Source organism: Myxococcus sp. XM-1-1-1 (assembly GCF_020037095.1).
Lineage (GTDB): Bacteria > Myxococcota > Myxococcia > Myxococcales > Myxococcaceae > Myxococcus > Myxococcus fulvus.
Genome location: NZ_JAIQDH010000003.1, coordinates 610,335 through 634,948, shown reverse-complemented (window position 1 = coordinate 634,948; position 24,614 = coordinate 610,335). Strand labels below are relative to the sequence as shown.

Genomic DNA, 24,614 nt, shown 5'->3' with positions numbered 1-24,614 from the left:
GGGGTCACACAATGAAGTTTTCCAAGCAGGTGCTGGAGCTGGACTGGGAGGCGAAGGCGGCCGAGCTGTCCGAGGGGCTGCGCGAGACGGTGCTCAAGAAGCTGCGCAAGCGCGGCCTCGTCGTGGCCATCTCCGGCGGCATCGACTCCGCGTGTGTCGCGGCGCTGGCCGTGCGGGCCCTGGGCCCCGAGCGCGTCTTCGGCATCCTCCTGCCCGAGCGCGACTCCAGCGGCTGGAGCTCGCAGCTGGGCCGCAAGCTCTGCGAGAAGCTGGGAATCAAATACCAGCTCCACGACATCGCCCCCATCCTCGAGGCCGCGGGCTGCTATCGCCAGCGCGACGAGGCCGTGCGCTCCGTCTTCCCGGAGTTCACCCCGGACATGAAGTGGAAGATTGTCATGCACGGCGACCGGCTCAACACGGACGCGGTGAACTTCTTCTACGTCGTGGTGCAAGTGAATGGCGAGGAGCGCCGCTTCCGGCTGCCGCCCCAGGCCTATACCCAGATTGTCGCCGCGACGAACTTCAAGCAGCGCACGCGGAAGATGATGGATTACTTCCACGCGGACCGGCTGAACTTCGCGGTGGCGGGAACGCCCAACCGTCTGGAGTATGACCAGGGCTTCTTCGTGAAGCTGGGCGACGGCGCCGCGGACGTGAAGCCCATCGCCGGCCTCTACAAAACCCAGACATATCAACTGGCCAGGCACCTGGGCGTCATCGACGAAATCACCAGCGGCGAGCCGACCACGGACACGTTCAGCCTCCCCCAGTCGCAGGAGGACTTCTATTTCTCCGTGCACTACTCGCAGCTGGACCTGCTCATGTGGGCCAAGAACCACGACGTGCCCACGGACGAGGCCGCGCAGGTGATGGGCCTGACGCCCACCCAGGTGCAGCGCGTCTACGACGACATCGACCAGAAGCGCCGCAGCACGGCCTACCTGCACTCGCCGCCGCTCTTGCTGGAGAAGGTGCCGGAGCTGGAGCCGTTCAAGCTCGGCTGAAACGCGCCGCCGTGACAGAAGACGGGAGGCACGCTCGCCTCCCGTCCCTCGCGAACAGGGGCGACTACTCCTCCTCTTCGCAGGCCTCCGCCTTCACCGGGATGTCCTTGCGCGCGTCGTCACGCACGTAGAGATATCCCTCGCGGAAGTAGTCCTTCCCACCCTGCACGCGCATCACGTTGCGCTTCGCGTCGGTGACGGTCCACGTCAGCGTCTCGCTGGCACCGCTCGGATAGGCCACCTGCAGCGTCGAGCCGCCGCGGGCCTCGGACTTCACGGACTTCACCTGGCCCGTCAGGTCATCCTGGCCGAAGTCGATGAGAATGGACCCGGCCGCGTCCACCGTCACCGAGGGCGTGTTCGCCCCGCACCACTCCTCGATGAGGTAGCCCTTGCCCTTGCGGCTCACCTGAAGCCACTTGCCGGCCAGGGCCTTGAGCGCCCCGGAGGACGCCGCCTCGACGCCAGCCGCTTGCGTCCCGCACTCCAGCTCGCCGCCCGGCAACAGGCCCGTGACAACCTGCGTCCCCTTCACCACGCGCACGGGCACCACGTCCGGCAGCGGTGACGCTGCGTGCGCCTCCACCCTGTCCCCGGTCACCACCGTGGGCCCCTGCCGACTCCCATCCAGCGGCTGCAGGCGCGCCTCCTTCGCCTTCACCGTGCACGTCGACAGCGCTCGGCTGAATGGCCGCGAGAAGCTGTCCTGTCCGGACCACCCCGCCCCGCAGCAGTCCGTCCCAGGCCCCTTCAGCACCAGCTTGTTGGACTCCAGGTCCAGCGTCCATTTCCCCTGGGACTGGAAGGTCGTCAGGGCCCACGACTTCGGAGAGGTCTTCTTCTGGACAGCGAAGGTGCATTCACAGGCGCCCATGCTCTGGCCCTGCGGAAAAGTTGACTCGTATTGAACGAGCGTCTGTCCATCGCCCTCCAGCACGACGAGGGTGCCACCCTCCTTGGCATAGACACCCGTGAGCGGCTGTTGCTGCGCGGCCGCGAGGCCCGCCCACAGACACAATGCCGCGCCAGTCACGAGTCCGTAACGCAGTGCATTCATTCGCGACTCCTTGTGTGGATTCACCCAGACAGGGCGACTCCTATCGCTCTCCGAACCCGGAAGTCAGGCCAAACCGACCTGGGTCGCCGCAACTCTTTTTCTCAGCCGCCGACAATCGGTCATCAGTCGTTCCCACACCCCCTGTTTCTCCACTCGTGGAGTGACCCCATGTCTCCTCGCATCGAGCGTCGCCAGCAGACGTACTCGCCCACCTCCGCGCAGGCCGAGGGCCTGCCGCAGGGCCGCGACGCGCAGCTCAACCTCCAGCAGCTCTGGCCGTACATCGAGAAGTACGCGCAGAAGTACGGCGCGGACCCGAAGGTGCTCGCGGGCATCGTCGCGCAGGAGTCCTCGTTCAAGAACCACGGCGTGCACGCGGACGGCACGGGCCATGGGCTCATCGGCCTGGACGACAACGGCCTGCTGCCCTCGTTCGAGAAGTGGTCCGGGATGCAGGTGGGCCGCGGGGCGAACGCCAAGACGATTCCGCCCGAGAAGCAGATGGAGTTCCTGGCGAAGACGATTGGTGAGCTCACCAAGAAGCACGGCAGCGGCATGGCGGCCGCGCGCGAGTGGCACCGGGGCGCGGGCAACATGAACGACGCGCGGGGCTACGACTACCAGAACAAGATCCAGAACCACATGAGCCGGCTGTTCCCGGGCGGCAAGACGCCGAGCGGGACGACGGCCAACGTGCCCGACACCACGGTGGGTGGCACGGACACGTCGAAGCCGGGCAACAAGCCGGGGCTCACGCCGGGCAAGACGGACGACTCGCGCACGCCCGTGGCGGCGTCGGACCGGGAGATCAAGAAGGGCGACACGCTGTGGGGCATCGCCTCCGAGCTCAAGGCCAAGGGCATGGAGGGCTCGCACTGGGATGTCATCAACCAGATCCGCCAGCTCAACCCGAAGATCACCGACCCCAACCTCATCTTCGCGGGCGACACGCTGAAGCTGCCGGGTATCGCGGGCAAGGACCAGAGCACCTTCACGCCGGGCACGAACAAGCCGGGGCCGGTGGACCTGAACCCCAAGCCCACGGGCCCGCAGGCCACGGACGGCGCCGCGCCGGTGACGGGTGACGGCCGCGTGGACCCGAGCAAGGTCCCGCAGATCAGCCAGTACAGCCCGGCGGGCAAGGACGGCTCGTATACGAATGGCCCGGCCAACTGCGGCCCCACGTCCATGGCGCAGATCGCGCGTGCCTTTGGATACGGCAAGGACATGACGGATGCCCAGCTCATCAACCACCTGGGCAGGATTGGCGGCACGTCGGGCAACGGCACGGACGTCAACGGCATCGCGAAGATGGCCAAGGCGATGGGCAAGGACGCCGTGACGAAGGGCCCAGGCGCCAACGTGGAGTGGATCGCCGACCAGCTCAAGCAGGGCAAGCTGGTGGTGGCCAACGGCGACTACCACGCGATGCCGCCGCACCAGAACGAGGGCCGCACGTCCGGCCACTACGTCACGGTGGCGGGCATGGATGCCAAGGGCAACTTCATCGTGCGCGACCCGGCGGACGCGAACGTGAAGACGATTACGCCCGAGCAGATGCGGCACTTCCTGAACTCCAACCCCAACGGCGGCTACCAGATGTCCATCGGGTGAGATGACCCGACTTTGGATGGAGTGAAGTAGGCTTCGAGCGGACCGGCACTCCGGTGAGGGTGTCGGTCCGTCCGCGTTTCCACACCCCGAGGACTCCCAGATGACGCAGAGCAAGCAGACGCATACCTGCATTTCCTGCAAGAAGACCGAGGGCGGCGAGGTGGTCGGCTCCACCTATGTCTCCACGGGTGACAACGGGATGATCGTCCGCTTCTGGATGTGCGACGAGTGCGCTCTGCCGCTGGGTCCGGGTCAGGGCCCCATCGACATGGACGACCCGGCGAAGGCCGAGCAGCCCCGGAGCTGAAGCCGAGGGCCCTCGGGCGAGGAGCCGCGCGAGGGCCTGGCGCCCGGAGGGCCACGACGGGGTGGAGCCAGGTGGGCGCGACGGGGTATGGAATACGTCGTTGCCGTCCCCGTCGGAGAAGCCATGAACAAGCTAATGGGTCCCGCCTCCTTCGTCCTCGCCTCGGCCGCGCTCGCGGTGGCCCTCTGGGCCCCCGGGCGTGTCGAGGCGCCCTCCCCGTCCCAGACGCCCGAGCCCGTCGCCGAGCGGCCCGCGAACCAGGAGGCCCTGGAGCGGCGCATCCAGGCGCTCGAGGACACCACGCTGAGCCTGTCCCGGCGCCTGATGGAGCTGGAGAAGCAGCCCGGCACTGCGCCCGCGGGCGGAGGCACCGCGGTGGCGGCGGGCGAGCTGGAGCAGCTGCGCAACGAGGTGCGCGGGCTGATGGCGGGCGAGACGCTGACGACGGAGGGCGGGCGTGAGGCGCTGAAGGACGTGATGCGCTCGGTGCAGCAGGAGATGCGCACCGAGCAGCTCAACCGGCGCCAGGAGGAGTGGATGCAGGCGCAGGTCCGCGGGCAGGAGCAGCGCCAGGAGCGGGTGAAGCGGCTGGTGTCCGAGGCGAAGCTGAACTACTCGCAGGAGCAGGAGCTGACGCGCCGGCTGGAGCAGGAGGAGACGTCCCGGAACACCCTGTTCGATGAGGTCCGCGCCGGGACGAAGTCCGCGCGTGACATCCGCCAGGCCCTCCGAGCCCAGCGCGAGGAGACGGACCAGGTCATGAAGGGAATGCTCGACGCGGAGCAGCTGGCCAAGTACCAGGTCATGCGGCGCGAGGAGCAGATGAACTCCCGCCCTCGCGGACCTCGCGAGGGACGCTTCGGCGACCAGTAACGCAATGATTCACAAGGAGGTCTGCGCTTGCAAAGACAGACCTCCGCGGGCATGCGCGAGAGCGCCATTCAATGTCACGAACCAGGACCTCCATTGCCATCCTCGGCGGCTTTCTCCTGGGGATTCTCTCAAGCATCATTGCTCGGGATTACATTCTGGACGGGTGGTATGGCCCCGCCCAGTTCGTCGTGCTCGACGAAGACATTGAGTTGAGCGATGGGCAGCGCCAGGGAATGACCTGCCCCGGGCCCTCCCGGTGGAGGCATCCTCGCGGGCACGCCACTCGTGGTCCGTGCCCATGGCGCGAAGAAGCTCGTTGAGCTGCGATTCGCCTACTACGGGAAGGATCTCCCCAGCACGATTGACGCAGCCGACGCTCCCGCGAACAGGCGGAGAACCCGGTGTGTCAATCCCTGGGAGCAGAGCACTCCCGAGTAGGAGCGCCGTCGCCCGCCCCTCCACGCCATGCAAGTCATTGGGCGCGCACGAGCTTGCGCGCCGGGGCCGCTACTTCGTCATGGTCGGCGGCATCCGGCGCGGGTCGCACGCAATGCCAGGGCATCCCTTGCTGTCGCCGCAACTCCCGTCGCAGCACAGGTACTGACCTTCCGGGCAGACCGTGCGCCCGGCGTCCACTTCCGGCTCTGCCACCCGGGGGCGCTCCTTCGACTCCGGCACGTCCGCCGACCTGGGGGCCTCGGCAGCGGGCGCTGTCTCCGGCGCCGAGGCGGCGTCACGACGCTGCTCCTCCCCTCCCCCCTTGCACCCGAGCGCCCACACCATTGCCACACAGCACGTCCACCGCAGCGCCTGATTCCACGTCCTGGTCATCCGCATCCTCACTTCCTCCCCGAGCACCTCGCACACGGGCCCGTTGAAAAACAAGGGGCGGCCCCGGAAGACATCCCGGGACCGCCCCTCACACTCCGCTCACCGACCTCACACGGAGGCCGGCGGGCTCATTTCATTACTTGCGACGACGGCGCAGCGCGAGGCCCAACATGGCCAGGGCCGGCAGCAGCGCGCTGGTGGCGCTACCACCCGCCGCGGTGCAGCCGCCGCTGTCCGTCAGGTTGCGCACCGTCACCGCCACGTCCACCGTGTCGCTGTTGGCCACGCCGTCGTTCGCCCGGACGCGGAACAGGAAGATGGTCGTCTCGGAGACCTCGGGCGCCACGAAGTAGGCCTGGGCCGTCTCTGCGCCATCCAGCTTCACCGTGGGACCCGCGACCTGCACCCAGCGGTACGACAGCTCGTCACCGTCGGCGTCCGTGCCCGTGGCCGTGAGCTTCACGCCCGAGCCCTCGTGCACCGTGTAGCTCGACGTCGCGCTCACCACCGGCTTGGTGTTGGTGCGCGTCACGGTGACCGTCACCGTGCTCGCCGCGCTGGCCTGCCCCGCGGCCGTGGCCACCAGGCTGAACGTCAGGTCGACGGAGTTCCCCGTCACGCTCGGCGCCGTGAAGGTCGCGGTGGCCGCGTCGGCCCCCGTGAGCGTCACGGACGGACCCGCCGTCTGGGTCCACGCGTAGGTGATGGTGTCGCCATCCTCGTCGGTGGCGCTGCCGTTCAGCGTCACCTGGCTGCCCTGGTTGACCGTCTGGTTCTCACCCGCGTTCGCCACGGGAGCACGGTCCACGTTGCGCACGGTGATGGTGATGGTCGCCGGAGCGCTCGCGGCGATGCCGTCGCTGGCGACCAGGGTGAAGGTGAAGGCCGTGTCCGCCGTCACCTCGGGAGGCGTGAAGGTCGGCGTGGCGCTGGTGTCGTCATCCAGCTCCACCGCCGGGCCCGCCGTCTGCGTCCAGGCGAAGTCGAGCGGCTCGCCGTCCGCATCCGACGACCCCGTCGCGTCGAGCGTGACGCTGCCCGAGCGCTCGTCCACCGTCGTGGGGCCGTTGTCCTTCACGCGGGCCACCGCGACGGGCGCCGCGTTCACGTTGTTGACCAGGACCTGCACCACGCGCGGGTGGCTGGAGTCCGTGCCATCGCTCACCACGAGCTGGAACGTGAAGATGGTGGCCGCGGGAACCTCCGCCGTGAAGCTCGGGGTCGCCGTGTCGGCGCCCGTGAGCGTCACCGCGGGGCCGCCAATCTGGGTCCACGCGTACGTCAGCGTGCTGCCCGCGACGGCATCCGGATCGAAGCTCGCGGAGCCGTTGAGCGTGATGACGCGCAGCGTGCGCGTCCCGTTCGGGTTGACGATGTACTCCGTCACCGTCTGGGAGATGCCCGGCTCGGCGATGGGCGCCACGTTGCACGTCCCAGAGCCCGTCTCCGCGACGCGCGAGTAGAACGGCGTGGTGTTCGTGATGCCCGTGACGCGGATGTTCGCCACATCCCAGCCGTACGCACCCACGAAGCCATCCGTGCCCAGGCGGAAGCGCAGGCGCACCTGGTGTCCGCCGAAGATGCGACCGAAGTTGGTCTGGGCCGGGATGAAGCTGGGGTAGTTCGTGCTCATGCGCACGTAACCCGGCCAGCCACCGACGTACGGGTTGCCCGTGTCGATGTTGCCCTGGTTCGTGAGCCGCGCCCGCTCGGCCGCCGTCAGGTAGAGGTACCAGTTCTCCCACGGCCCCTCGTCGACGGAGACCTCGATGACGCCCGCGTCGAAGTGCACCCAAGCGCCCTGGACGACGGCCGACTCGAACGAGTGGCGGTGGTAGAAGGACAGCACGAAGTTCTGGCCCTGGGCGACGTCGAACAGCGGCGACGTCAGGCGGATGTCACGCGACTCCGACTCGTTCGCCGCGTGCCAGTAGCCCGTGGTGGCATGACCGTTCTGCCACAGCGGACGGTAGTTGAACGTGGAGTTCGTCCAGCTCGTGTTCTGCGTCTCGACGTAGTCCGTGTCCGAGGAGTTGGCGACCTCGTCGTAGTTCACGTTGGAGCGGAACTCGTGGACCGTCCCACCCTGCAGCAGGGTGATGGGGAAGGTCACGTCCACACCCAGCACGGCGAGCGCGCCGCTCGCCTGCGCCGGCGCCGCCGTCAGGGAGACGGGGATGCTCGCCACCGCGGTGCTGCCACGCGCGATGTTGCCGAACGTCAGCGTGCTCCCGCCGCCGAAGGTCGCCTCGACCCCCGCGCTCGACTCGTTGAAGGCCGCCGTGGCCGTCACACCGTTGACGCTCTCGGCGCCCACGTTGCGCAGCGTGACACGCAGGATGCCCGTCTCGCCGGCATCCAGGATGCCGTCCTTGTCGCAGCCCACGGAGGAGTCATCCAGCGTGACGCTCACGACCTCGAGCGCGTTGCCGGTGTGGTAGCTCTCCACCACGCCGATGTGGTCGGCGCTGTCGCGGTCCGCCACCCGGGCGCCGAAGCCGGCGCCGCGCTTGGCGAACGCGGCCACGAAGCGCTGGTAGTCGGCGGGGTCGGCCGCGGCGACGACGGACAGCAGCGCGTCACGACCCTCGAGGAAGGTCGGAGACGACGGGGTGGCCTTGTACGACGCCACCAGGTAGCGCTTCATGCGGTCCTGCGCCTCGCTGAACGGGTGCGCATTGAGCAGGCTGGCGTAGCACTCCCACAGCATCGTGGCCCAGACCTCGCCGGAGTTGTGCACCTCGGCGTTGTTGGAGCCGGCGTAGTCGGGGTTCGACGGGACGTTGGCGGGAATCGTCGTGCCGTCCGCCATGTGGCGCAGCGTCAGGCCGTTCTTGGTCAGGTCCGTGCTGAACGGGACGCGGCGGATGCCCCAGTAGTAGCCGTTGTTGCGGCCACCGGCCTGGGTGTAGCCCGCCATGCCGTACGTGCCCTGCCAGTTGTTGTTGCCAGCGCGGTTACGGTCCTCCTCGCGGACGGACAGCAGCATCGCGTGGAAGTCGCCCCAGCCCTCGCCCATGGAGCCGCCCTGGTTGTTCGTCAAGCCAGAGCTGTTACCCACGAGGCGGTTGGAGATGTAGTGCCCCCACTCGTGCGCGATGATCTCGTTGTCGAGCGTACCGTCGCGATCCAGGTCCGCGTTGCGGCGCAGGCGGCCCTTGACGGACGCCGACTCCAGCGCCGTACGCCAGGCATCGCCGTCCGGCTTGGACACCATCAGCGCGGGGACGGTGATCGCGTTGTCGATCGCCGCGACGCCGCTGGCGCCCATCGTGCCCAGCACGCCCGCGGCGCTGTTGGTGATGATGACGGCCACGGCGCCCGCGTTCTGGGCGTTGAGGACCTTGTACGCGAAGCTGCAGTTTCCGCGCTCGATGAGGGCGACCTTGCCCGTGAAGAGCTTCTGACCGCCGTACGGGTCAGCGCCGTTCGCGTCCGCGCAGCCCAGGCGGTAGCCCAAGGCAATCGCCGGGTCCTCGTGCGTGGGAGGCACGACGAAGTCCGCGGAGACGTCGTACACCCGCTGGCCGAACGACGCGTTGTACGTCAGGTAGCCGCGGGCGATGGGCGACGGCTCGGAGACGGTGAGCTCGGCGACGCCATCGAAGATGTACTGCTGCATGCGGGGACGCGCGCCGTCGGCCGGGGTGGCCATGTTGGCGTTGTTGCGACCGCCGAAGTCCTGCGCCTCGACGCGGAGGCTGTCGCCCTCCAGACCGCCGCGCCCGTAGTTGCTCATCTGGGCGTTGCCGGAGGCCTCGTCGAAGCCCGCGTCGTAGAACCAGTCGTGCAGGAAGTTGGTGACGTAGAACAGGTTCACCACCGCCGCCAGTCGCTGCTCGGAGCTGGACGCCGGGGACTTCGTCACGTCGAACGTGTAGTCGAACGTCCGCGAGCCCGCGTTGCTCAGCGGCGCGCGCAGGTCGATGCCCTCCTGGTAGCCGTCAGTGCCGCCCAGGTCCGCGTACGCGTCGACGTTGTTGCCCGTCGTCACCTGCGCGTTGGCCGGCAGCCACGGGTCGTCCTTGCTGAACGGGAAGTTCTGCAGGGTGACCAGGTTGGACGGGTTGTCCAGGGGCTCCTGGTGGCCGTCGGGCGTGCCCGTGGGGTGCGGCGTGGCGTCGTTGCCCTGGGGACCGTCGTAGGGCAGCTTGGTCGTCGGGTCCGCCCACACGCGGTACGTGAAGGCCTCCGACTTCGTCAGGTCGTGCTTGAAGAGGACCGAGCCGTCCTGCGCGTTGACCACGAAGGCGACGTAGTTCGCGTCCGGGTTGCTCGCCAGGCCCGCGTTGACCTCCACGTAGTACGCGGGGACCAGGCCGTCCGGCAGTGGGAAGAGGACCTTCTTCGCGCGCGGCGCATCGCCGAAGCCGTGCGTGGAGAGCAGGTTGCGGTCCACCTGGTAGTGGCTGTAGTCGCCCTGCGAGCCCGCTGGCGCCAGCGCCCGGGCATCCAGCGACGCCCCCGTCACGTCCTGGAACGCGCGCGCAATCGCCTGCGGCGCCGAGACGCGGAAGGCCGAGGCCTGGGCGTTCTTCTCGTCATCCTTGTTGCGCGGCTGGAGGTAGCCGGAGATGGCCACGAGCTGCTGGCTCGGGTCCATCACCACCTTGACCTCGTTGCGGAACACCTCGATGCCGTTGACCCGACGACCGTAGGTCGCGATGACCGCGCCCTCGTTGTCCTTGGGCAGGTGCACCTGGCGCAGCTCCGCGCCATCCACATCCGTCGAGTTCAGGCGGTACAGGTCCGCCACGCCACGCAGGTGCTCGCGCGCCGAGGCATTGACACTCGCCTTGGTCAGGGGACGCGCGGCCTTCGGGGCCGACGTCGCGTTCAGGGCGCGCTCGCTGAAGACGAACGTCGGGACGCCCAGGCGGCCTTCCACGCTGTTGATGCGCAGCCCGCGCTGGGGTGCGTTCGCCGCGGACGAAGGCAGGGAGCGATCCGCCGGGGAGCGGAGGAAGGCATCGACCGAGGCCCCTCGCGCGGAGACCGGCGGGGACCACATCAGCACGGCGAGCACGGCGCTCACTGTGCCCATCCAGAGACGCTTCATGAACGACAACCTCTTTCGGGGGTTTGAGGAGGAGGGCCCCTCGCCGTCGGACGCCTGCTCGGCTGGGGCGTCCAGAGGTTATTTACTATTTTGTTATGAACACAATAGGCCCCCCTGAACTCACTCCCTCAGGGTGCCAGCAAACCCAGGATAGACGCTTAGCCTGACGGCCAATGCCAGGAATTCACGTCTAGGATTATTCCCAGACGCGAATCCGGGCGCGCGGCGTCACCCGAAGGGGGGCCGGGCGTTGTGGCCGATGACGAGCATCTCCTCCGGGTGCGTCTCCGCGCGAGCATACGTCAGAAGCGCGGCGAGGCTGTCGGAGTGCTTGGGGGCGGCCGTCTCCAGCACCACCTCCTCGCGGTGGGGATGGAACAGGTCCTCCTTGCCCAGGTTCTGCTCCTGCCACCGGCGCCAGCCCGGCAGCGACGAGCCCTTCGCGGGCTGGAGGCCCACCACCTCATAGCCCTGGGGTGTGAAGGCGCGGTGCAGGCCCACCAGCGTGGCGCCGGTGCCGAAGCCGCACACCACGCGGCGCACGGAGGGGAAGGCGTCCCGGACGAAGTCGCGCAGCTCGCCCGCCCAGCCCTCCACGCACCCCACGAGGGCGCCATTGGAGAGCTGGCGGGGCCAGCACCACCCCTGACGCTCGTAGCCCAGGGCCACCTCCCAGGCCTCGGACAGCCGGCGCACGGTGCGCACCTCGCCGCCGAAGCCCTGGTCCCTCAGGTACGCGGCGCCGGCCGTGTCGGTGAGCGCGAGCACGGGCAGCCCCCGCTCGCGGCCCAGCGCGTCGAGCGCGAGCGAGGACGAGGAGCCGGACAGCTCCACGAGTCCACACGCACCCTCCGGCACCGTCTCCAGGTAGCGGGAGAAGGTGAGGTACTTCAGACCACCGGAGGGAAGCTCTCCCCCCCACAGCACCACCGGCCCTTCGGGGGACAGCCGTGACAGGGGAAAGTACATGGGCGGACCTCCCTCCATTCAGTGAGGGCCCCGCGTGGACTCCTCGGGCCCACGACGCAAGCTCGGCACCCTCTTGCATTGTCGGCCAGTCCCCTCCCCTGGCGGCTGTCATCCCGTGGACCGCGAGCCCGGCCGTCCGCCCGCCAGGGACACTGGCCCCGTCCCCGGGGGTGATGTGAAAGCGCTCCCGAAGCCGGGGGCTGTGCGATAGTGGCCCGCAGCGAAAACGCATGCTGCGCCGGCTCCTCCCCACCCTCGTGGCCCTGGGCTGTGGGCTCCTCGCCCTCGGTTGGGGGCTGGTGAGCCTCCAGCGCATCTTCACGCGCGAGCGTGAGGACGCGCACGCGCAGGTGCGCTCGCGCCGGGACGCGCTGGCGCACGCCGCCACGGAGTCGCTGCGCCAGGTGCTCGCGCGGCAGTTGGAGGAGCAGGTCTCCGCCATCCACGCCGCCGTGGACAACCCGCTCGCGCCGGGCGAGGGCTTCTACCTCCAGTTCCGCGGCCACCAGTTCCTCCCCCGCCTCACCCGTCCCCTGCCCGGCCACGACATGCCCGCGCGCGCGCTGTACGAGACGCTCGCGGACCAGCTGCGGGACGGCGCCACGCCCGGCTCGTGGGAGGCGCGCCTGGCCCGGCTGCGCGCGGCCGAGTCCGCGCTCCGGGAGGGCAGCCCCGCGCGAGCCACGGCGATGGTGGAGGAGCTCTTGCGCTACCACGCCAACCACGCACTGCCCGCGGACCAGGAGCTGCCCTTCCTGCTGCTGGCGGTGGAGCACCTGCAGCAGGGGGCCCGCTCCACGCCGCTGGTGCGCTCGCTGCTTCGCGAGGGGCTGCCGGAGGAGTTCGGCGGCATCGGCCGAGGCGCGGGGCTGCAGCGGGACCTGCTGCGCGAGCGCTCGCGCTTCACGCAGGCGGACTTCGACTTCCTACAGGCGCGCATCCTCCTGTTGAGCAGCGCCCTGGGCGAGCCCATGGGGGACTTCCTGGAGCGCTCGAGAGAGACGGGCGCGGGCGCGCTGGTGATGCCCGAGCAGTTGGTGGAGCCCACGCTGCTGGGCCAGCAGTGGTACGTGGAGCCCCGGGGCGAGGTCGTCTACGGCATCGCGGTGGACATCGCCGCGCAGTTGGTCCCCATCGCCGAGGACATGCGGGCGCGCGGCCTGTTCGGCAACGGCGGTCAGGTGCGGCTGGTGGGCGACCGCCCGGCGATTCCGGTCCGCGAGCTGCCCGTGCGCGTGGACCTGCCCGAGTGGTCCCGCGCGGAGGTGGACATCGAGGCCCGCTACGGCCTGAAGACGCTGCTGGTGGCGGTGTGCGGCGTGCTGGCCGCGGCCATCGTCGCGCTCGCCGTCGTGTCTCAGCAGCGCAAGTACCGCTTCCTCGAGCTCAAGAGCGACTTCGTCGCCACCGTGTCGCACGAGTTGCGCACGCCCCTGGCCTCCATCCGGCTGATGGGTGAGACGCTGGAGCGCAGGCTGGCGCACGCGCCCGAGGTGCGCGACTACCCGACGCGCATCGTCCAGGCCGCGGACGGGTTGCACTTCCTGGTGGAGAACATCCTGTCGTTCAACCGCATCGACAAGGGGCGCTGGACGCTGCGCCCCTCACGGGTGCGGCTGGAGGAGCTGGTCAACCCGCTGCGCGATGACCTGGCCGCGGCCACCTCCACGCCGGTGGAGCTGACCACGGACCTGAACGACGCGGAGCTGGAGGCGGACCCCACGCTCCTGCGACTGCTCTTCTCCAACCTGGGCCGCAACGCGTGTGCGTACAACCAACGCACGCCGGTGCGCCTGTCGGTGAGCGCCCGGGTGATTGAAGGCCACGGCTGCACGGTGCTCTTCCGCGACAACGGCGTGGGCATCCCGGATTATGAATGGGAGAACGTCTTCCAGGACTTCTATCGGTTGACGCCTCCCGGACAGGATGTCCACGGTAGCGGCCTGGGACTGGCGCTCTGCCGCAAAATCATGAAGCTGCACCACGGCGACATCCAGGTGGCCTCGTCCACGCCCGAGGGCACCACGTTCGCGCTGACCTTTCACGAGCCGCGTCGATGACCACCACCTCCACACCCTCCACCACCCGTCCCACCATCCTCATCGTCGAGGACGACGCGCACCTGCGCGTGGGCCTGCGGGACAACCTGCTGGACGAGGGCTACGTCGTCTCCGAGGCGCCGAGCGCGCGAGACGCGGAGCCGCTCCTGCGCGAGCGCGAGTTCGACCTGCTCATCCTGGACGTCATGCTCCCGGGCGAGGACGGCTACAGCTTCTGCCGGCGCCTGCGGGCGCAAGGGGTGAAGAGCCTGGTGATGATGCTCACCGCGCGCTCGCTCGAGGACGACATCGTCCGCGGGTTCGAGGCGGGGGCACAGGACTACCTCACCAAGCCCTACCGGTTGAGGGAGCTGCTCGCGCGGGTGGGCGCGCTGGTGCGCCGTGCGGGCACGGCCCCGGCGCAGGTGACGACGTTCGGCGGGTACTCGCTGGACCTGGGACGCCGCACGGTGACGAAGCCGGATGGCACGGGCGTGGAGCTGACGCGCACGGAGTTCGACCTGCTCGCCTACCTCCTGCGCCACCGCGAGCGCGCGTTGCCCCGGGGAGAAATCCTGGACGCGGTGTGGGGCCGTGACGTGGTGGTGGACCCGCGCACGGTGGACAACTTCGTCTCCAGTCTGAAGAAGAAGCTCGGGTGGACGAGCGCCTCCGGTTTCAGCATCCACACGCTGCGCGGTGTGGGGTACCGGATGGAGGTCTCGTCACCATGACGCAACCATGACCAACAGATGGACGGCCCTTCGCCATCGCCCACCCGGGACTTCGTAGTTTGAATCCTGCGTGGACGGGGCGCTCCGAAGCCAAGACGCCCACGCCGGAGAGACGCCGCATGGCGTGGTGGACCTCCGGGAGCGCCCATCGGGGAGGAGGCCTTCCATGTTCAAGTCTGTCATCGAGCGGCAGCGAGCTGGGCGTCTGGGTGCTGGGATGTGGTGGTCCGTCGCCGTGCACGCGGCGCTCTTCGGCGCGGTCCTGGTCATCTCCGCGCGGCCCACCGAAGTGCCGCCCGAGCCGGAGAAAGAACCCGTCATAAAGCTCACGGCGCGTCCGCAGGTGGCCAAGGGCTACGCGGCGCCGGCGCAGCCCAAGACGCAGGCCCCGCCGCCCAAGACGCGCAAGCCCAAGCGCGACACCTTCCCCACGCAGATCAACCCGATGCCGGTGGACCCCAAGCCCGTCGACGTGGAGCCGGAGCCGGTGGCGAACGCGCCGGACACGGGTGACACCGAGCCCACGGGCGTCCCGGGCGGTCATCCGGAGGGAGACCCGAACAGCACGGTCATCGGGTTGCCCTTCGTCCCCGGCTTGCCTCCGGGCGGAGTCGGCGAGGGCACCGGTGAGGACGTCATCCCGTTCGGCGGAGGCATGACGCCGCCGGTGCTCATGGGTGGCCAGCCGCTCGACTACACGGAGCAGGCCCGCATGGCGCGCGTGGAAGGCACGGTCATCGCCAAGTGCGTCATCACCCGCGAGGGCGACGTGCGCGACTGCCGCATCATCAAGGGCATGGCGCACATGGATGAGCACGTCACGGAGGCGCTGCACACCCGGCGCTACAGCCCCGTGAAGTTCCAGGGCAAGGCCGTGAGCGTCTCCTACGTGTTCACGCTCCGCTTCAAGCTGCCGCGCTAGTCACGCGACGGGGCCTCACAGGTCGTAGTTGCCCACCGATGACGCCGGCACCAGCACGTGCTTGAGCACGTAGGTCTTGAGGCGCTGGCGCATGTCGTCATCGAGGGTGAGCACGACCTGGGGGTGCACCCGGGCCCCCACCTCGAAGAGCACGGCCTGCATCAACAGGCCCTCCTCGGTGATGCGGGACAGCCGCTCCAGCGTGGGGTCCGAGCGCTCCGTCTCGCCCTTCTTCTTCTGGTTCTCGTGGACGAGCAGCGCCGAGCCCAGGCACTCCATCTCCTCCAGCGACGTGAAGTGCTCCTTTGTGGTGCCTGTCATCTCCTGGCGGTGTGACGGCTCTCCCAGCCACAGCGCCTTGCAGTTGGCGAAGGCGAACCACGCCGGGTCGTGGTCGGGGTCGAACTGGATGGAGATCTCCTCGCCGTCCCGCTCCGCGTAGCCACGAGGGACGATGACGTCCTCGCGCACCACCAGCCCCAGGCCCGCGTTGGCGCGGAAGAACTGGCGGATGACAGGGTAGCGAGGGTTGAGCACCAGGCACCACGCCCACGACTCCAGGGCCTCCTCGAAGCGTCCGAGCCGCGCGAGCGCGTTGCCCAGGAAGAACCACGAGCGGTGGTCATTCGGGTTGAGGCGCGTGGCCTGCTGGTAGTGCCCCAGCGCCGTGGCCGAGTCGCCCGCGAAGTACGCCGCGTCACCGCGGAAGTTCCACGCGAAATAGCACTGCGGGCACACGCTCGTGGCCTTCTCGTACAGCTTCCCCGCCTCCTCATAGCGCTTGGCCTGGAAGTGCGGCTCCGCCTCGTCGAGCAGCGCTCGCGCCTCGGGGCTCTCGGGCCACTCGACGATGACGCGCTCGCCCTGCTGTTCCACCACCCGGGGCGCCTCGAGCGCCTGCACGCGCTGCGGCCAGAGCTGGTCCGCCCAGCCACCCGGCGGTGAGTCCTTCCCGTCGATGCGATACGTCACCGGCGAGTCCTCGATGCGCTTGATGATTTCGGCGGGATTGAGGAACGGAGGCCGCTTCGAGGGCTCCGGTGCGGCGGCGGCCTGGGGCTCCGGGTTGCTCCTGGGGGCGGAGGCGCAACCGGCCACGAGCACGAGGCAGAGGACGGCGAGGAGGGGGTGCACGGGAGCCCTTTCAGTGAGCAGTCGACAACAGTCTACGCCCTCCCCGCGCCAGCCTCCTGGCTCCGGCCTCGAATCGAAACGATTTCTCCGCACGGATTCCACGGCTCGGCCCGGGCGAGTCGAGGCGCACACCAGTGTCAGGAGCCCCACCCTTGTGACGAAAGAGTCGCCCCCCTGGCGTGGACCCGTTAGGAGGTCCGCCCCTGGACTCGACCTGGAGATGTCGGACTTGGATTACGACGTGGTGGTGGTGGGCGCGGGGTTCGGAGGGCTCGCCACGGCGCTGGAGCTGAGCCGGCGAGGTGCGCGCGTGGCGCTGTGCGAGTCGCTCAGCTATCCCGGGGGCTGCGCCAGCACGTTTCGTCGCGGCGGCTTCGCGTTCGAGTCGGGCGCGACGTTGTTCTCCGGCTTCGAACCCCATCAGCTCTTCGGTCGCTGGATTCGCGAGCACGCGCTTGACGTGACGGTGGACTGGCTGGACCCCGTGGTGGAGCTGCGCACGCCCGGGCTGCGGTTGCCGGTGACACGAGACCGGGCCCGCTTCATCGAGTCCCTGTGCGCCCTGCCGGAAGCGCCCGCACCCGCGATTCGTCGCCTGTTCGACCTCCAGTCCCAGGTGGCCGGCACGCTCTGGGCCCTGTTCGATGACCCGGACCTGCTGCCACCCTTCGACCTTCGCGCGCTCTTCCGTCACGCCGCGCGGCTCCATCGTTATGCCCCGCTGGCGCGGTGGCTCGGGCGTCCGCTCGGAGCGGTGCTGGAGCACCTCGGCCTCTCGCGCTTCACTCCGCTGCGGACCTACCTGGATGCCCTCTGTCAGATCACCGTGCAGTGCTCGGCCGCGGAAGCGGAGACACCGTTCGCGCTCGCGGCGATGGACTACTACTGGCGAGGCACGGGCCACGTCCGGGGCGGCATCGGACAGCTCGCGTGGGCCCTGGCCCGAGCGATGGAGGCCCGCGGTGGAACGCTGATGCTGGCGAACCGCGTGAAAGGCCTGTCCCGTCAGCCAGGACACTGGCAGGTCGATACCCGTCGAGGCGTGCTCCGGGCCCGACACGTGGTGGCCAATCTGCTGCCGGGAGGACTGATGCGCCTCGCGGGCCTGTCACCCGAGCGCGTCGGCTCGATGCGTGTGTTGTCGGAGCGTGTCGCCGAGGGCTGGGGCGCGGCGATGCTCTATCTCGTCATCAAGGCGCCCGACGCGGTGTCACGCGAGGCGAGCCACCTGGAGCTCGTGCGTGACGAGCAGGCTCCGTTCATCGAGGGCAACCACGTCTTCATGTCCATCAGCGGCGAGGAGGACACGGGCCGTGCACCCGAGGGACATCGCACGGTGACGACGTCCACGCATGTGCCCCTGCGCAAGCTGGGGGCGATGTCCACCGAGGAGCAGGGGCGCTACATCGCGGACATCCAGGCACGCATGCGCGAGTCGCTGGAGCAGCTCACGCCCGAGTGGATGCCCCACGTCACCAAGGTCCTCCCGGCCTCCCCGCGCACCTTCCAACGCTTCACCCAGCGGGAGTCCGGTGCGGTGGGCGGCGTCCCCCGTCGCGCGGGCCTGAGCCACTACCGACAGCTGGGCCCGCTGCGTGTCATGAAGGGCCTCTGGCTGGTGGGCGACTCGGCGTTCCCCGGACAGAGCACCCTGGCCACAGCGGTGGGCGGCGTGCGCACGGCGGCGAGCGTCGCGCGCGAGAGCTGAGCCGCCCCCTCACTCGTCCAGCAGGCTCGCCCAGAAGCCGACCATCCGCACCATGTCCGCCGCGCCCGCCTTCTTGTCCACCTCCGCGTGGCTGATGAGCGGCGTGGAGAGCTGATGGACCTCCGTGTACGGCCGCAGCGCCTGGGCCAGCAGCACCGACTCCATGGACGGAATCACCGTGTCGCCCGCGCCATGCAGCAGATAGACGGGCGAGGCCGGCGCGGGTGAGCGGGCCGGAGACATCGACGGGTCCGCGGCGAACTCGCGCACCAGCGGCAGCAACAACGGCCCCAGCGCCGCCACGTTCCGAAGATTCACATAGCCCATCAACTTCGACGCGGGCTCGGGCATCCGTGTCTCCAGCACCCGTGCGTGCGCGAACGTCTCCTCCGCCAGCTTGCGGTCCGTCTGCGTCTGGTGCGAGGCCCGCAGGAACGTGCGGATGCCCTCGCGCAGCGGCTCCACCTGCTCGGGAGGCACCAACCGGTCCGCCACGTTGAGGAGGATGATGACCACGCCATAGTCATGCGGCGTCAGGTGCGAGCCATCGGGGAGCTGACCGCTGCACAGGAAGGTCAGCACCCGGGGTAGGTCACCATGACCTCCGAACGAGAGCGTGGAGGCCACCTTGTCCCGGAGCACGGGCCGTCCCGCTGCGACCACGGAGAGCCCGCCCGAGAAGCTGATGCCGAACAGGTCCACCTTCCCGCCCGGCGCCAGGTCCTCGCGGCCGCTCACCCACAGGGCCGCGTCCTCGATGATGTCCGGGAGACGCGGGGTGATTTCGTAGCGCAGCAGGTCCGGCGGCTCGGGCGAGAGCACCATCTGCCCGCCCCGGGCCAGGTCCTCCGCCAGCTTCACCAGGCGCGGCTCGTCGATGCCATCCGCGTGCACGCCCGAGGTCAGCACCACCGTGCGCCCTCGCACCTCGCGCGGGCGATACAGCCGCGCGCGGACCTCGCCATGCCGGGTGGGGACCCGCAGCTCGCTCTTCTCGAACGAAGCGTTGCGAAACCCCGCCACGGCCTCCGGCACCGGACCCTGCATCCCGGCGGCGCGCACCACGAAGGACAACCCACGAAGCCAGTCGGCGCCCACGAACACCAGGGCCCCGAGCATCGCCACCAGGCCGATGCCCACCCACCGCCAGGTCTTGCGCTTCATGGGAACAGGTGCTCCACGAAGGTGCACAGGCGCTCGCGCTCGAAGGGCTTCTCCAAGAGCCCTCGCGAGTGGCGCCCCACGAACTCCCGCGCCTGCGCGGTGAAGGCCCCACCCGTCATCAGCCCGGTGCGCAGCACCAGCTCCGGCGCCAGCCGCTCCAGCTCCACCACGAAGTCCATTCCGCTCATGCCCGGCATCATCAGGTCACACAGGATGGCATCGAATCGCTCGCCGGTGGACAACCGTCTCAGCGCCTCGCGCGCGTCCTGCACCGCGTGCACCTCGTACACATCCCGCACCAGCCGGCTCACCGAGTTGCCCACGGACGGCTCGTCGTCGATGAGCAGCAGCCTCTTGCGCATGGCCAGCGGCACCACGTTGCCCAGCACCGGGGACTCCGGCGCGGCGACGGTGCCCACCGCGAGCGCGGGCAGCACCACGCGGAAGGTGCTCCCCCACCCCTGCGCGCTGCTCACCTCGATGCGCCCGCCCATCGCCTGCACCAGCGTGAGGCAGATGGACAACCCCAGCCCCGTGCCCTCCCCCACCGGCCGCGTGGTGAAGAACGGGTCGAAGATGCGGCGTTGCACCTCCGGCGCCATGCCATGCCCGTTGTCGCTGACCTCCAGCTCCACCTGGCCCGCGCGCCCGGTGCGCAGGCTGACGCGCACGCGGTTCTCCTCGGCCGGCCGCTCGGGCAACGACTGGAGCGCGTTGACCAGCAGGTTGAGCACCACCTGCCCCAACCGCACCTCGTTGCCGTGCACGGGCGGCACGCGCTCCAGGGTGCACACCATGCGCGCGCGGTGCGTCAGCTCGTTGCGCACCAGCCGCAGCGCGCCCTCCACCGCCCGCACAACGTCCACCGGTCCGTGTCGCTCCTCGTCGCCTCGGGCGAAGGTGCGCAGGTCCCGGACGATGGCGCAGACGCGGCCCGCGCCGTCGAGCGCCTCCGCCACCACCTCTCGCAGCTCCGGCAGTTGCTCGGCGGACAGCTCCGGCAGCGCGAGCAGATCCCTCACGTACGCGAGATTGGAGCTGACATAGGCCAGCGGGTTGTTGATTTCGTGCGCCACGCCTGCGGCCAGCGTGCCCACCGACGCCATCCGCTCGGCGAGCAGCAGCTGCGACTCCAGGCGCTTCTGGTCGGTGATGTCCCGGATGATGCAGACGAGGAAGGCCTCCCCGGCGCCGTCGAACCCGGCCTTCTTCGTCATCAGGACGCGGGCCAGCCCCGTCCTGTCGGTGAGCGTCTCCTCGCTCTCGTCGGGGCCCCCCGTGAGGAAGACCCGCTCGTCGTTGCGCCAGAAGCTGTCCGCCTCGTGCGCGGCGACGAACTCGTGGTCGGAGCGCCCCAGCAGCGCCTCCGCCGGATGTCCCATGACGCGGCAGAAGGCCTGGTTGACCGCCACCCAGCGGTGCTGCCGGTCCTTGACGAAGAGCGGCTCCGGCACCGCGTCCAGCGCGCTGCGCAGGAACGTGTTGGCGCGGCGCAGGGCCCGGACATCATGCGCCTCCGTGTCCGAGGCCAGCCGTCGACGCAGCGCCACCACCCGCGCGCCCCAGCCCGGGCCCACCGAGGCCACGCACTCGTCGGCGCCCGCCTCCGCCAGCGCCTCGGTCTGCGCATCGTCCCGCGAGGTGAGCACCACCAGGTGCGTGCGGGCCACCACGCGCAGCGCATGCAGGCGGCGCACGTCCTCGAGCAGGGCGTCCAGCGGCCCTCCCGCATCCCACGCCACCAGCAGCCCCTCCTCCACCGGAGCGGCGATGACATCGGCCCCCGTCACGCTCAACACATGGCAGGACGGGCTCGCCCCCGACGCGCGCAGGCCGCGCTCCACCGCTTCCACCACCGCCGCAGGCACCGACACCAGTGTCGCGAGCACCGCATCACGCTCCTCGGCCCGGGCAGGCCCTGATGTCCCCGTGGAATTCACACGCAGACACCCGGCCGGATTGCAGCGTTCCCTCATGCAGGAATCAACGACGTTCCCTTCCGGACATTGCGCGGCCCTTGAGCCGCGAGGCACTGGGGACCCGTCGGGTCGCCCCCGCCACCACGTCCGGCCCGACATGGCAGGCAGGCAGCAGCGGGCACCGCTCGCAGTTCTCCGGGAGCGGCCGGGCCGGACACGCGCCACTCATTCCATAGTGGCAGAGCGCGAAGTCGTAGCGGACGGGGTCGGCCGCATCCAACGCCCGCAGCGACGCCGTCACCTCCTCCGCCGTCCGCCACGTCAGGTCCGTGCGACGCGTCAGGCCCAGGTGTCCGGCGATGCGGCCGATGTGCGTGTCCAACGGAATCAGCAGCGCCGACGCGGGCACACGCTTCCAGATGCCGAAGTCCACCGTGTCCGGTCCGCGCACCATCCACCGCAGGAAAAGGTTCAACCGCTTGGCCGCGCCCGGCCCCAGCGGCGAGGGCAACAGGTGGTGAAGCCCCCGCTCGGGTCCCATCGCCTCGCGCAGGGGCTCCATGGGGAGGCGGCGCAGCGCGGTGGTGAAGGCGCTCAAGCCGCCGTGCAGCGAGCCCTCGGCCGCAAGTCCCCTCACGAACAGCGACTCCAGGCTGCCGTGCTCCCGCAGCGCCTGGCCCATGCCGAGCAGCAGCACCGCCAAATCAGTGCCCACGTTGAAGCGGTACACGAAGCCCGTCAGCAGGGCCTTGGCGCCCGCGACGTCCAGCTTCCGCACGAAGTCCGCGGGCGACGGGCCCATCCGCTTCAGGAGCGAGTCCACCTTGGGACGGAACAGGTCCGCGCGCCCGTAGGCCAGACAGGCGGCGAGCAGCGCGGAGACCTCGATGTCGCGGGCGTCCTGGTAGCGGTGGGGGAACTCCACCGGGTCGAACCCGATGCGGGCGCGGGCATCCGTGGAGGCCAGCACGGCGTCGAGCCGGGGGCGCAGGTGCTGCACTGCCCGAGGGCTCAGGCCAGGGTGCGTCTTCGAGCGGCGTGTCACGTCGGGGCTCCCAAATGTTCCTGGAACGGCGGCCCGCCGCCCACGCTTCCCGGGCCCACATGGGGCCCGGGAGTCCCGCGCCTCCTCCAGCGAATCAGGAGGAGGCACGGGAGGGCATCCTACGACACGGCTACGGGCTGACGGCGAACACGATGTCGTCGTGGTCGTCGTAGGCGCCCGCGTAGCACGGCGTGGCGCTGCCCTGCTTGCGGAAGCGCGCGCGCACGACCTGGTTGGCGCCGGCCGGCAGCGTGAAGGTGGCCGACAGCGTGTGCTGACCGCCCGCCGGAGGCGCCAGCGTGGTGATCTTCGTCCACACCGGATTGCTGGCGTCGGGCGCGTGGTACAGGTCCAGCTTGTCCGGGCGCGCGGCCAGGGCCCACACGGTGGCCTCGATGAGCACCGTCTCACCGGCGGCGAAGGGGTTGCCGCTCACGGTGGACACCTTGATGCGGTCGTTCGACTCATCGAAGTGGAAGGTGCCGTTGATGCCGTCGGCGCACGAGTTGTTGACGGTGTTGGGGCCGTTCGCCTCGGGCCCCAGGCTCGCGCGGCCGACGAGCAGCGTCGTGGAGTCACACACGTTGGACACGTTGGCGCAGCGCGGGACGCGCAGCACCGGGTCGTAGATGGCGTTGCCGGAGGAGTTGCTGGTGGTCACCGTGACGGGGGCGCTGTCGGTGGTGTTGCCGATGAGGTCATAGGCCCGGGCGACGACGGCGTGGCTGCCATTGGCGATGACGGCGGTGTTCCACGCGATGGAGTACGGGGACGTGGTCGCGGTGCCGACGACGGCGCCGTCCACCAGGAACTCCACGCGGCTGATGCCCTGGTTGTCCTGCGCGTTGGCGCTGGCGGTGACGGTGCCGGACACGGTGGTGCCCGCCGACGGGGCGGTGAGCGACACGGTGGGCGCCACGGGGTCGGACAGCGTGGCGGTGCCCTTGGCGAGCTCGACCATGTACGCGCCCGCGACCTTGGCGAACTTGAGCGCGTGGTTCGCGTTGTTGCCGCTCACCGCGAGGGTGTCGTTCGCGGTGTGGATGGTGCTGTTGTGCTGCCCCATCATCGCCTCGAACGGGATGGAGGCCGCGAAGCCCGCCGCGTTCCAGGACGCGTGGTCCGAGCAGCCGTAGCCACAGGAAGAGGTGGCCTGCGGCACGCCGACGTAGGTGGAGATGAGGTTGCCGATGAACGCGTTCTGCGCCGCGTTGGTGAAGTCCGTCATCAGCACGACGTCGGCCACGGAGCCCTTGTAGTTCGTCATGTCGAGCTGGAGGACGCCGACGACCTTGTCGCCCTCGTTCTTGGCCTTGTCGGCGATCTCCTTGGAGCCGCGCAGGCCCACCTCCTCGGCGGCGTAGGCCATGAACTTCACCGTGCGCAGCGGCTGGTAGTTGGAGGCCATGGCCACGCGGATGACCTCGGACAACGTCGAGATGCCGGACGCGTTGTCATCCGCGCCGGGAGCCGCGGAGCCCGACAGGTTGGTGGAGTCCAGGTGGCCACCCAGGACGACGATCTCCTCGTCTCCCGCCGGCACCTGCTGCGTGCCCTGGATGGTCAGGATGACGGACGGCTGAGCCCACAACGCGTGGGTGAAGAGCTCCACGGTGACGTCGCCGCCGGTCTGCGCGCGCGCTCCGGCATAGCCCGCCCACAGGTCCCGCACCCACGTGGCGGCGGCCACGCCATGGGTGGACGTGTAGTAACGCGTGGGGAACTGCGTCGAGAGGTGCTCGATGTTGGCGTGGATGTTCGTCGCGGCCATGCCGCCGATGAGCGTGTTGACCACCGGGGCCTTGTCCAGCGAGTACGTCACCGCCAGCGAGGGGGCCAGCGCGGGCGCACCTTCGATGGCCAGCTCCGCGAGCGCGTCCGCCTCCGTCTCGTGGTAGAGGAAGCCGCCACAGCGCTTGAGCTTCTCGTGCATCACCTCGGAGACGAGGTCGATGCGCGACTCGGGCAGCTTCATCGCGACGACGTCGCCCTGGCGCCCCGCGAGCGCCGGAACCCGCTCTCCGGCCACGATGAACGCGGCGTTCACCTCCGTGACGGCATCCGCGCCGAGGGTGATCCACACCTCGCGCTCCGGCGCCTTCGCGTACGCCGAGACACAGCCAAGCATCAACGCCAACGAACCCAGTCGTTTCATATGCATGGGGCTCCTCCTCTCCGGGAGGGTCAACTTTGAAGGGACGACCAACGGGACCTATTCGCGACAGAGCAGCG

16 protein-coding genes are annotated in these 24,614 nt (G+C 69.6%); 8 read left to right on the top strand and 8 right to left on the bottom strand.

The window, feature by feature from the left end:
• Positions 1 to 11: 11 nt before the first annotated feature.
• Positions 12 to 1,007, top strand: a complete 996-nt coding sequence (gene nadE, locus K8640_RS10335) for an NAD(+) synthase (RefSeq protein ID WP_223746882.1) — start codon at positions 12 to 14, stop codon at positions 1,005 to 1,007.
• 64 nt (positions 1,008 to 1,071) lie between these two features.
• Here nadE and K8640_RS10330 read toward each other — a convergent pair whose 3' ends face one another.
• Positions 1,072 to 2,064 carry a hypothetical protein gene (locus tag K8640_RS10330; protein WP_223746881.1) on the bottom strand — a complete coding sequence of 331 codons (993 nt, stop codon included), beginning with the start codon at positions 2,062 to 2,064 and terminating at the stop codon, positions 1,072 to 1,074.
• Between the two features lie 168 nt (positions 2,065 to 2,232).
• Here K8640_RS10330 and K8640_RS10325 point away from each other — a divergent pair, with 168 nt between their 5' ends.
• From K8640_RS10325 to K8640_RS10315, 3 genes are all read left to right on the top strand, one after another.
• Positions 2,233 to 3,678 (top strand): C39 family peptidase, encoded by a 1,446-nt coding sequence (locus K8640_RS10325; protein WP_223746880.1) that lies wholly within the window; start codon positions 2,233 to 2,235, stop codon positions 3,676 to 3,678.
• 100 nt (positions 3,679 to 3,778) lie between these two features.
• Positions 3,779 to 3,985, top strand: a complete 207-nt coding sequence (locus K8640_RS10320) for a hypothetical protein (RefSeq protein ID WP_074957590.1) — start codon at positions 3,779 to 3,781, stop codon at positions 3,983 to 3,985.
• A 123-nt stretch (positions 3,986 to 4,108) separates the two neighbouring features.
• Complete coding sequence (locus K8640_RS10315; protein ID WP_223746879.1) at positions 4,109 to 4,858, top strand: hypothetical protein; 750 nt, start codon at positions 4,109 to 4,111, stop codon at positions 4,856 to 4,858.
• A 967-nt stretch (positions 4,859 to 5,825) separates the two neighbouring features.
• Here K8640_RS10315 and K8640_RS10310 read toward each other — a convergent pair.
• Together K8640_RS10310 and K8640_RS10305 are read right to left on the bottom strand one after the other, a co-directional pair.
• Positions 5,826 to 10,748: a myxosortase-dependent M36 family metallopeptidase gene (locus K8640_RS10310; RefSeq protein WP_223746878.1), complete on the bottom strand. Its 4,923-nt coding sequence runs from the start codon at positions 10,746 to 10,748 to the stop codon at positions 5,826 to 5,828.
• 228 nt (positions 10,749 to 10,976) lie between these two features.
• Entirely contained in the window at positions 10,977 to 11,717 is a 741-nt protein-coding gene (locus K8640_RS10305) for a pyridoxal-phosphate dependent enzyme (protein WP_223746877.1), read from the bottom strand.
• A 230-nt stretch (positions 11,718 to 11,947) separates the two neighbouring features.
• Between K8640_RS10305 and K8640_RS10300 the strand changes: the two genes are divergently transcribed.
• The 3 genes from K8640_RS10300 (at position 11,948) to K8640_RS10290 (ending at position 15,412) form a co-directional block, all read left to right on the top strand.
• Complete coding sequence (locus tag K8640_RS10300; protein ID WP_223746876.1) at positions 11,948 to 13,777, top strand: HAMP domain-containing sensor histidine kinase; 1,830 nt, start codon at positions 11,948 to 11,950, stop codon at positions 13,775 to 13,777.
• A complete protein-coding gene (locus tag K8640_RS10295) occupies positions 13,774 to 14,490 on the top strand; it encodes a response regulator transcription factor (RefSeq protein WP_223746875.1) in 717 nt (238 codons plus the stop codon). Before K8640_RS10300 ends, K8640_RS10295 begins: the two co-directional genes overlap by 4 nt.
• A gap of 166 nt (positions 14,491 to 14,656) precedes the next feature.
• Positions 14,657 to 15,412 carry an energy transducer TonB gene (locus tag K8640_RS10290; RefSeq protein ID WP_223746874.1) on the top strand — a complete coding sequence of 252 codons (756 nt, stop codon included), beginning with the start codon at positions 14,657 to 14,659 and terminating at the stop codon, positions 15,410 to 15,412.
• Between the two features lie 15 nt (positions 15,413 to 15,427).
• On the opposite strand, the gene K8640_RS10285 is transcribed toward K8640_RS10290, so the two are convergent.
• On the bottom strand, positions 15,428 to 16,546 hold the full coding sequence (locus tag K8640_RS10285) for a tetratricopeptide repeat protein (RefSeq protein ID WP_223746873.1): 1,119 nt from the start codon (positions 16,544 to 16,546) through the stop codon (positions 15,428 to 15,430).
• Between the two features lie 220 nt (positions 16,547 to 16,766).
• Here K8640_RS10285 and K8640_RS10280 point away from each other — a divergent pair, with 220 nt between their 5' ends.
• On the top strand, positions 16,767 to 18,254 hold the full coding sequence (locus K8640_RS10280; protein WP_223746872.1) for an NAD(P)/FAD-dependent oxidoreductase: 1,488 nt from the start codon (positions 16,767 to 16,769) through the stop codon (positions 18,252 to 18,254).
• A 9-nt stretch (positions 18,255 to 18,263) separates the two neighbouring features.
• On the opposite strand, the gene K8640_RS10275 is transcribed toward K8640_RS10280, so the two are convergent.
• The 4 genes from K8640_RS10275 to K8640_RS10260 form a co-directional block, all read right to left on the bottom strand.
• A complete protein-coding gene (locus K8640_RS10275) occupies positions 18,264 to 19,418 on the bottom strand; it encodes a hypothetical protein (protein ID WP_223746871.1) in 1,155 nt (384 codons plus the stop codon).
• Positions 19,415 to 21,307, bottom strand: coding sequence for a hybrid sensor histidine kinase/response regulator (locus tag K8640_RS10270; protein WP_223746870.1), 1,893 nt, complete (start codon positions 21,305 to 21,307; stop codon positions 19,415 to 19,417). The genes K8640_RS10275 and K8640_RS10270 overlap by 4 nt, the downstream gene beginning before the upstream one ends.
• Positions 21,308 to 21,401: 94 nt before the next feature.
• Positions 21,402 to 22,382: a TIGR02757 family protein gene (locus tag K8640_RS10265; protein ID WP_223746869.1), complete on the bottom strand. Its 981-nt coding sequence runs from the start codon at positions 22,380 to 22,382 to the stop codon at positions 21,402 to 21,404.
• Positions 22,383 to 22,512: 130 nt separating this feature from the next.
• Positions 22,513 to 24,543 carry a M20/M25/M40 family metallo-hydrolase gene (locus K8640_RS10260; protein ID WP_223746868.1) on the bottom strand — a complete coding sequence of 677 codons (2,031 nt, stop codon included), beginning with the start codon at positions 24,541 to 24,543 and terminating at the stop codon, positions 22,513 to 22,515.
• Between the last annotated feature and the right edge of the window lie 71 nt (positions 24,544 to 24,614).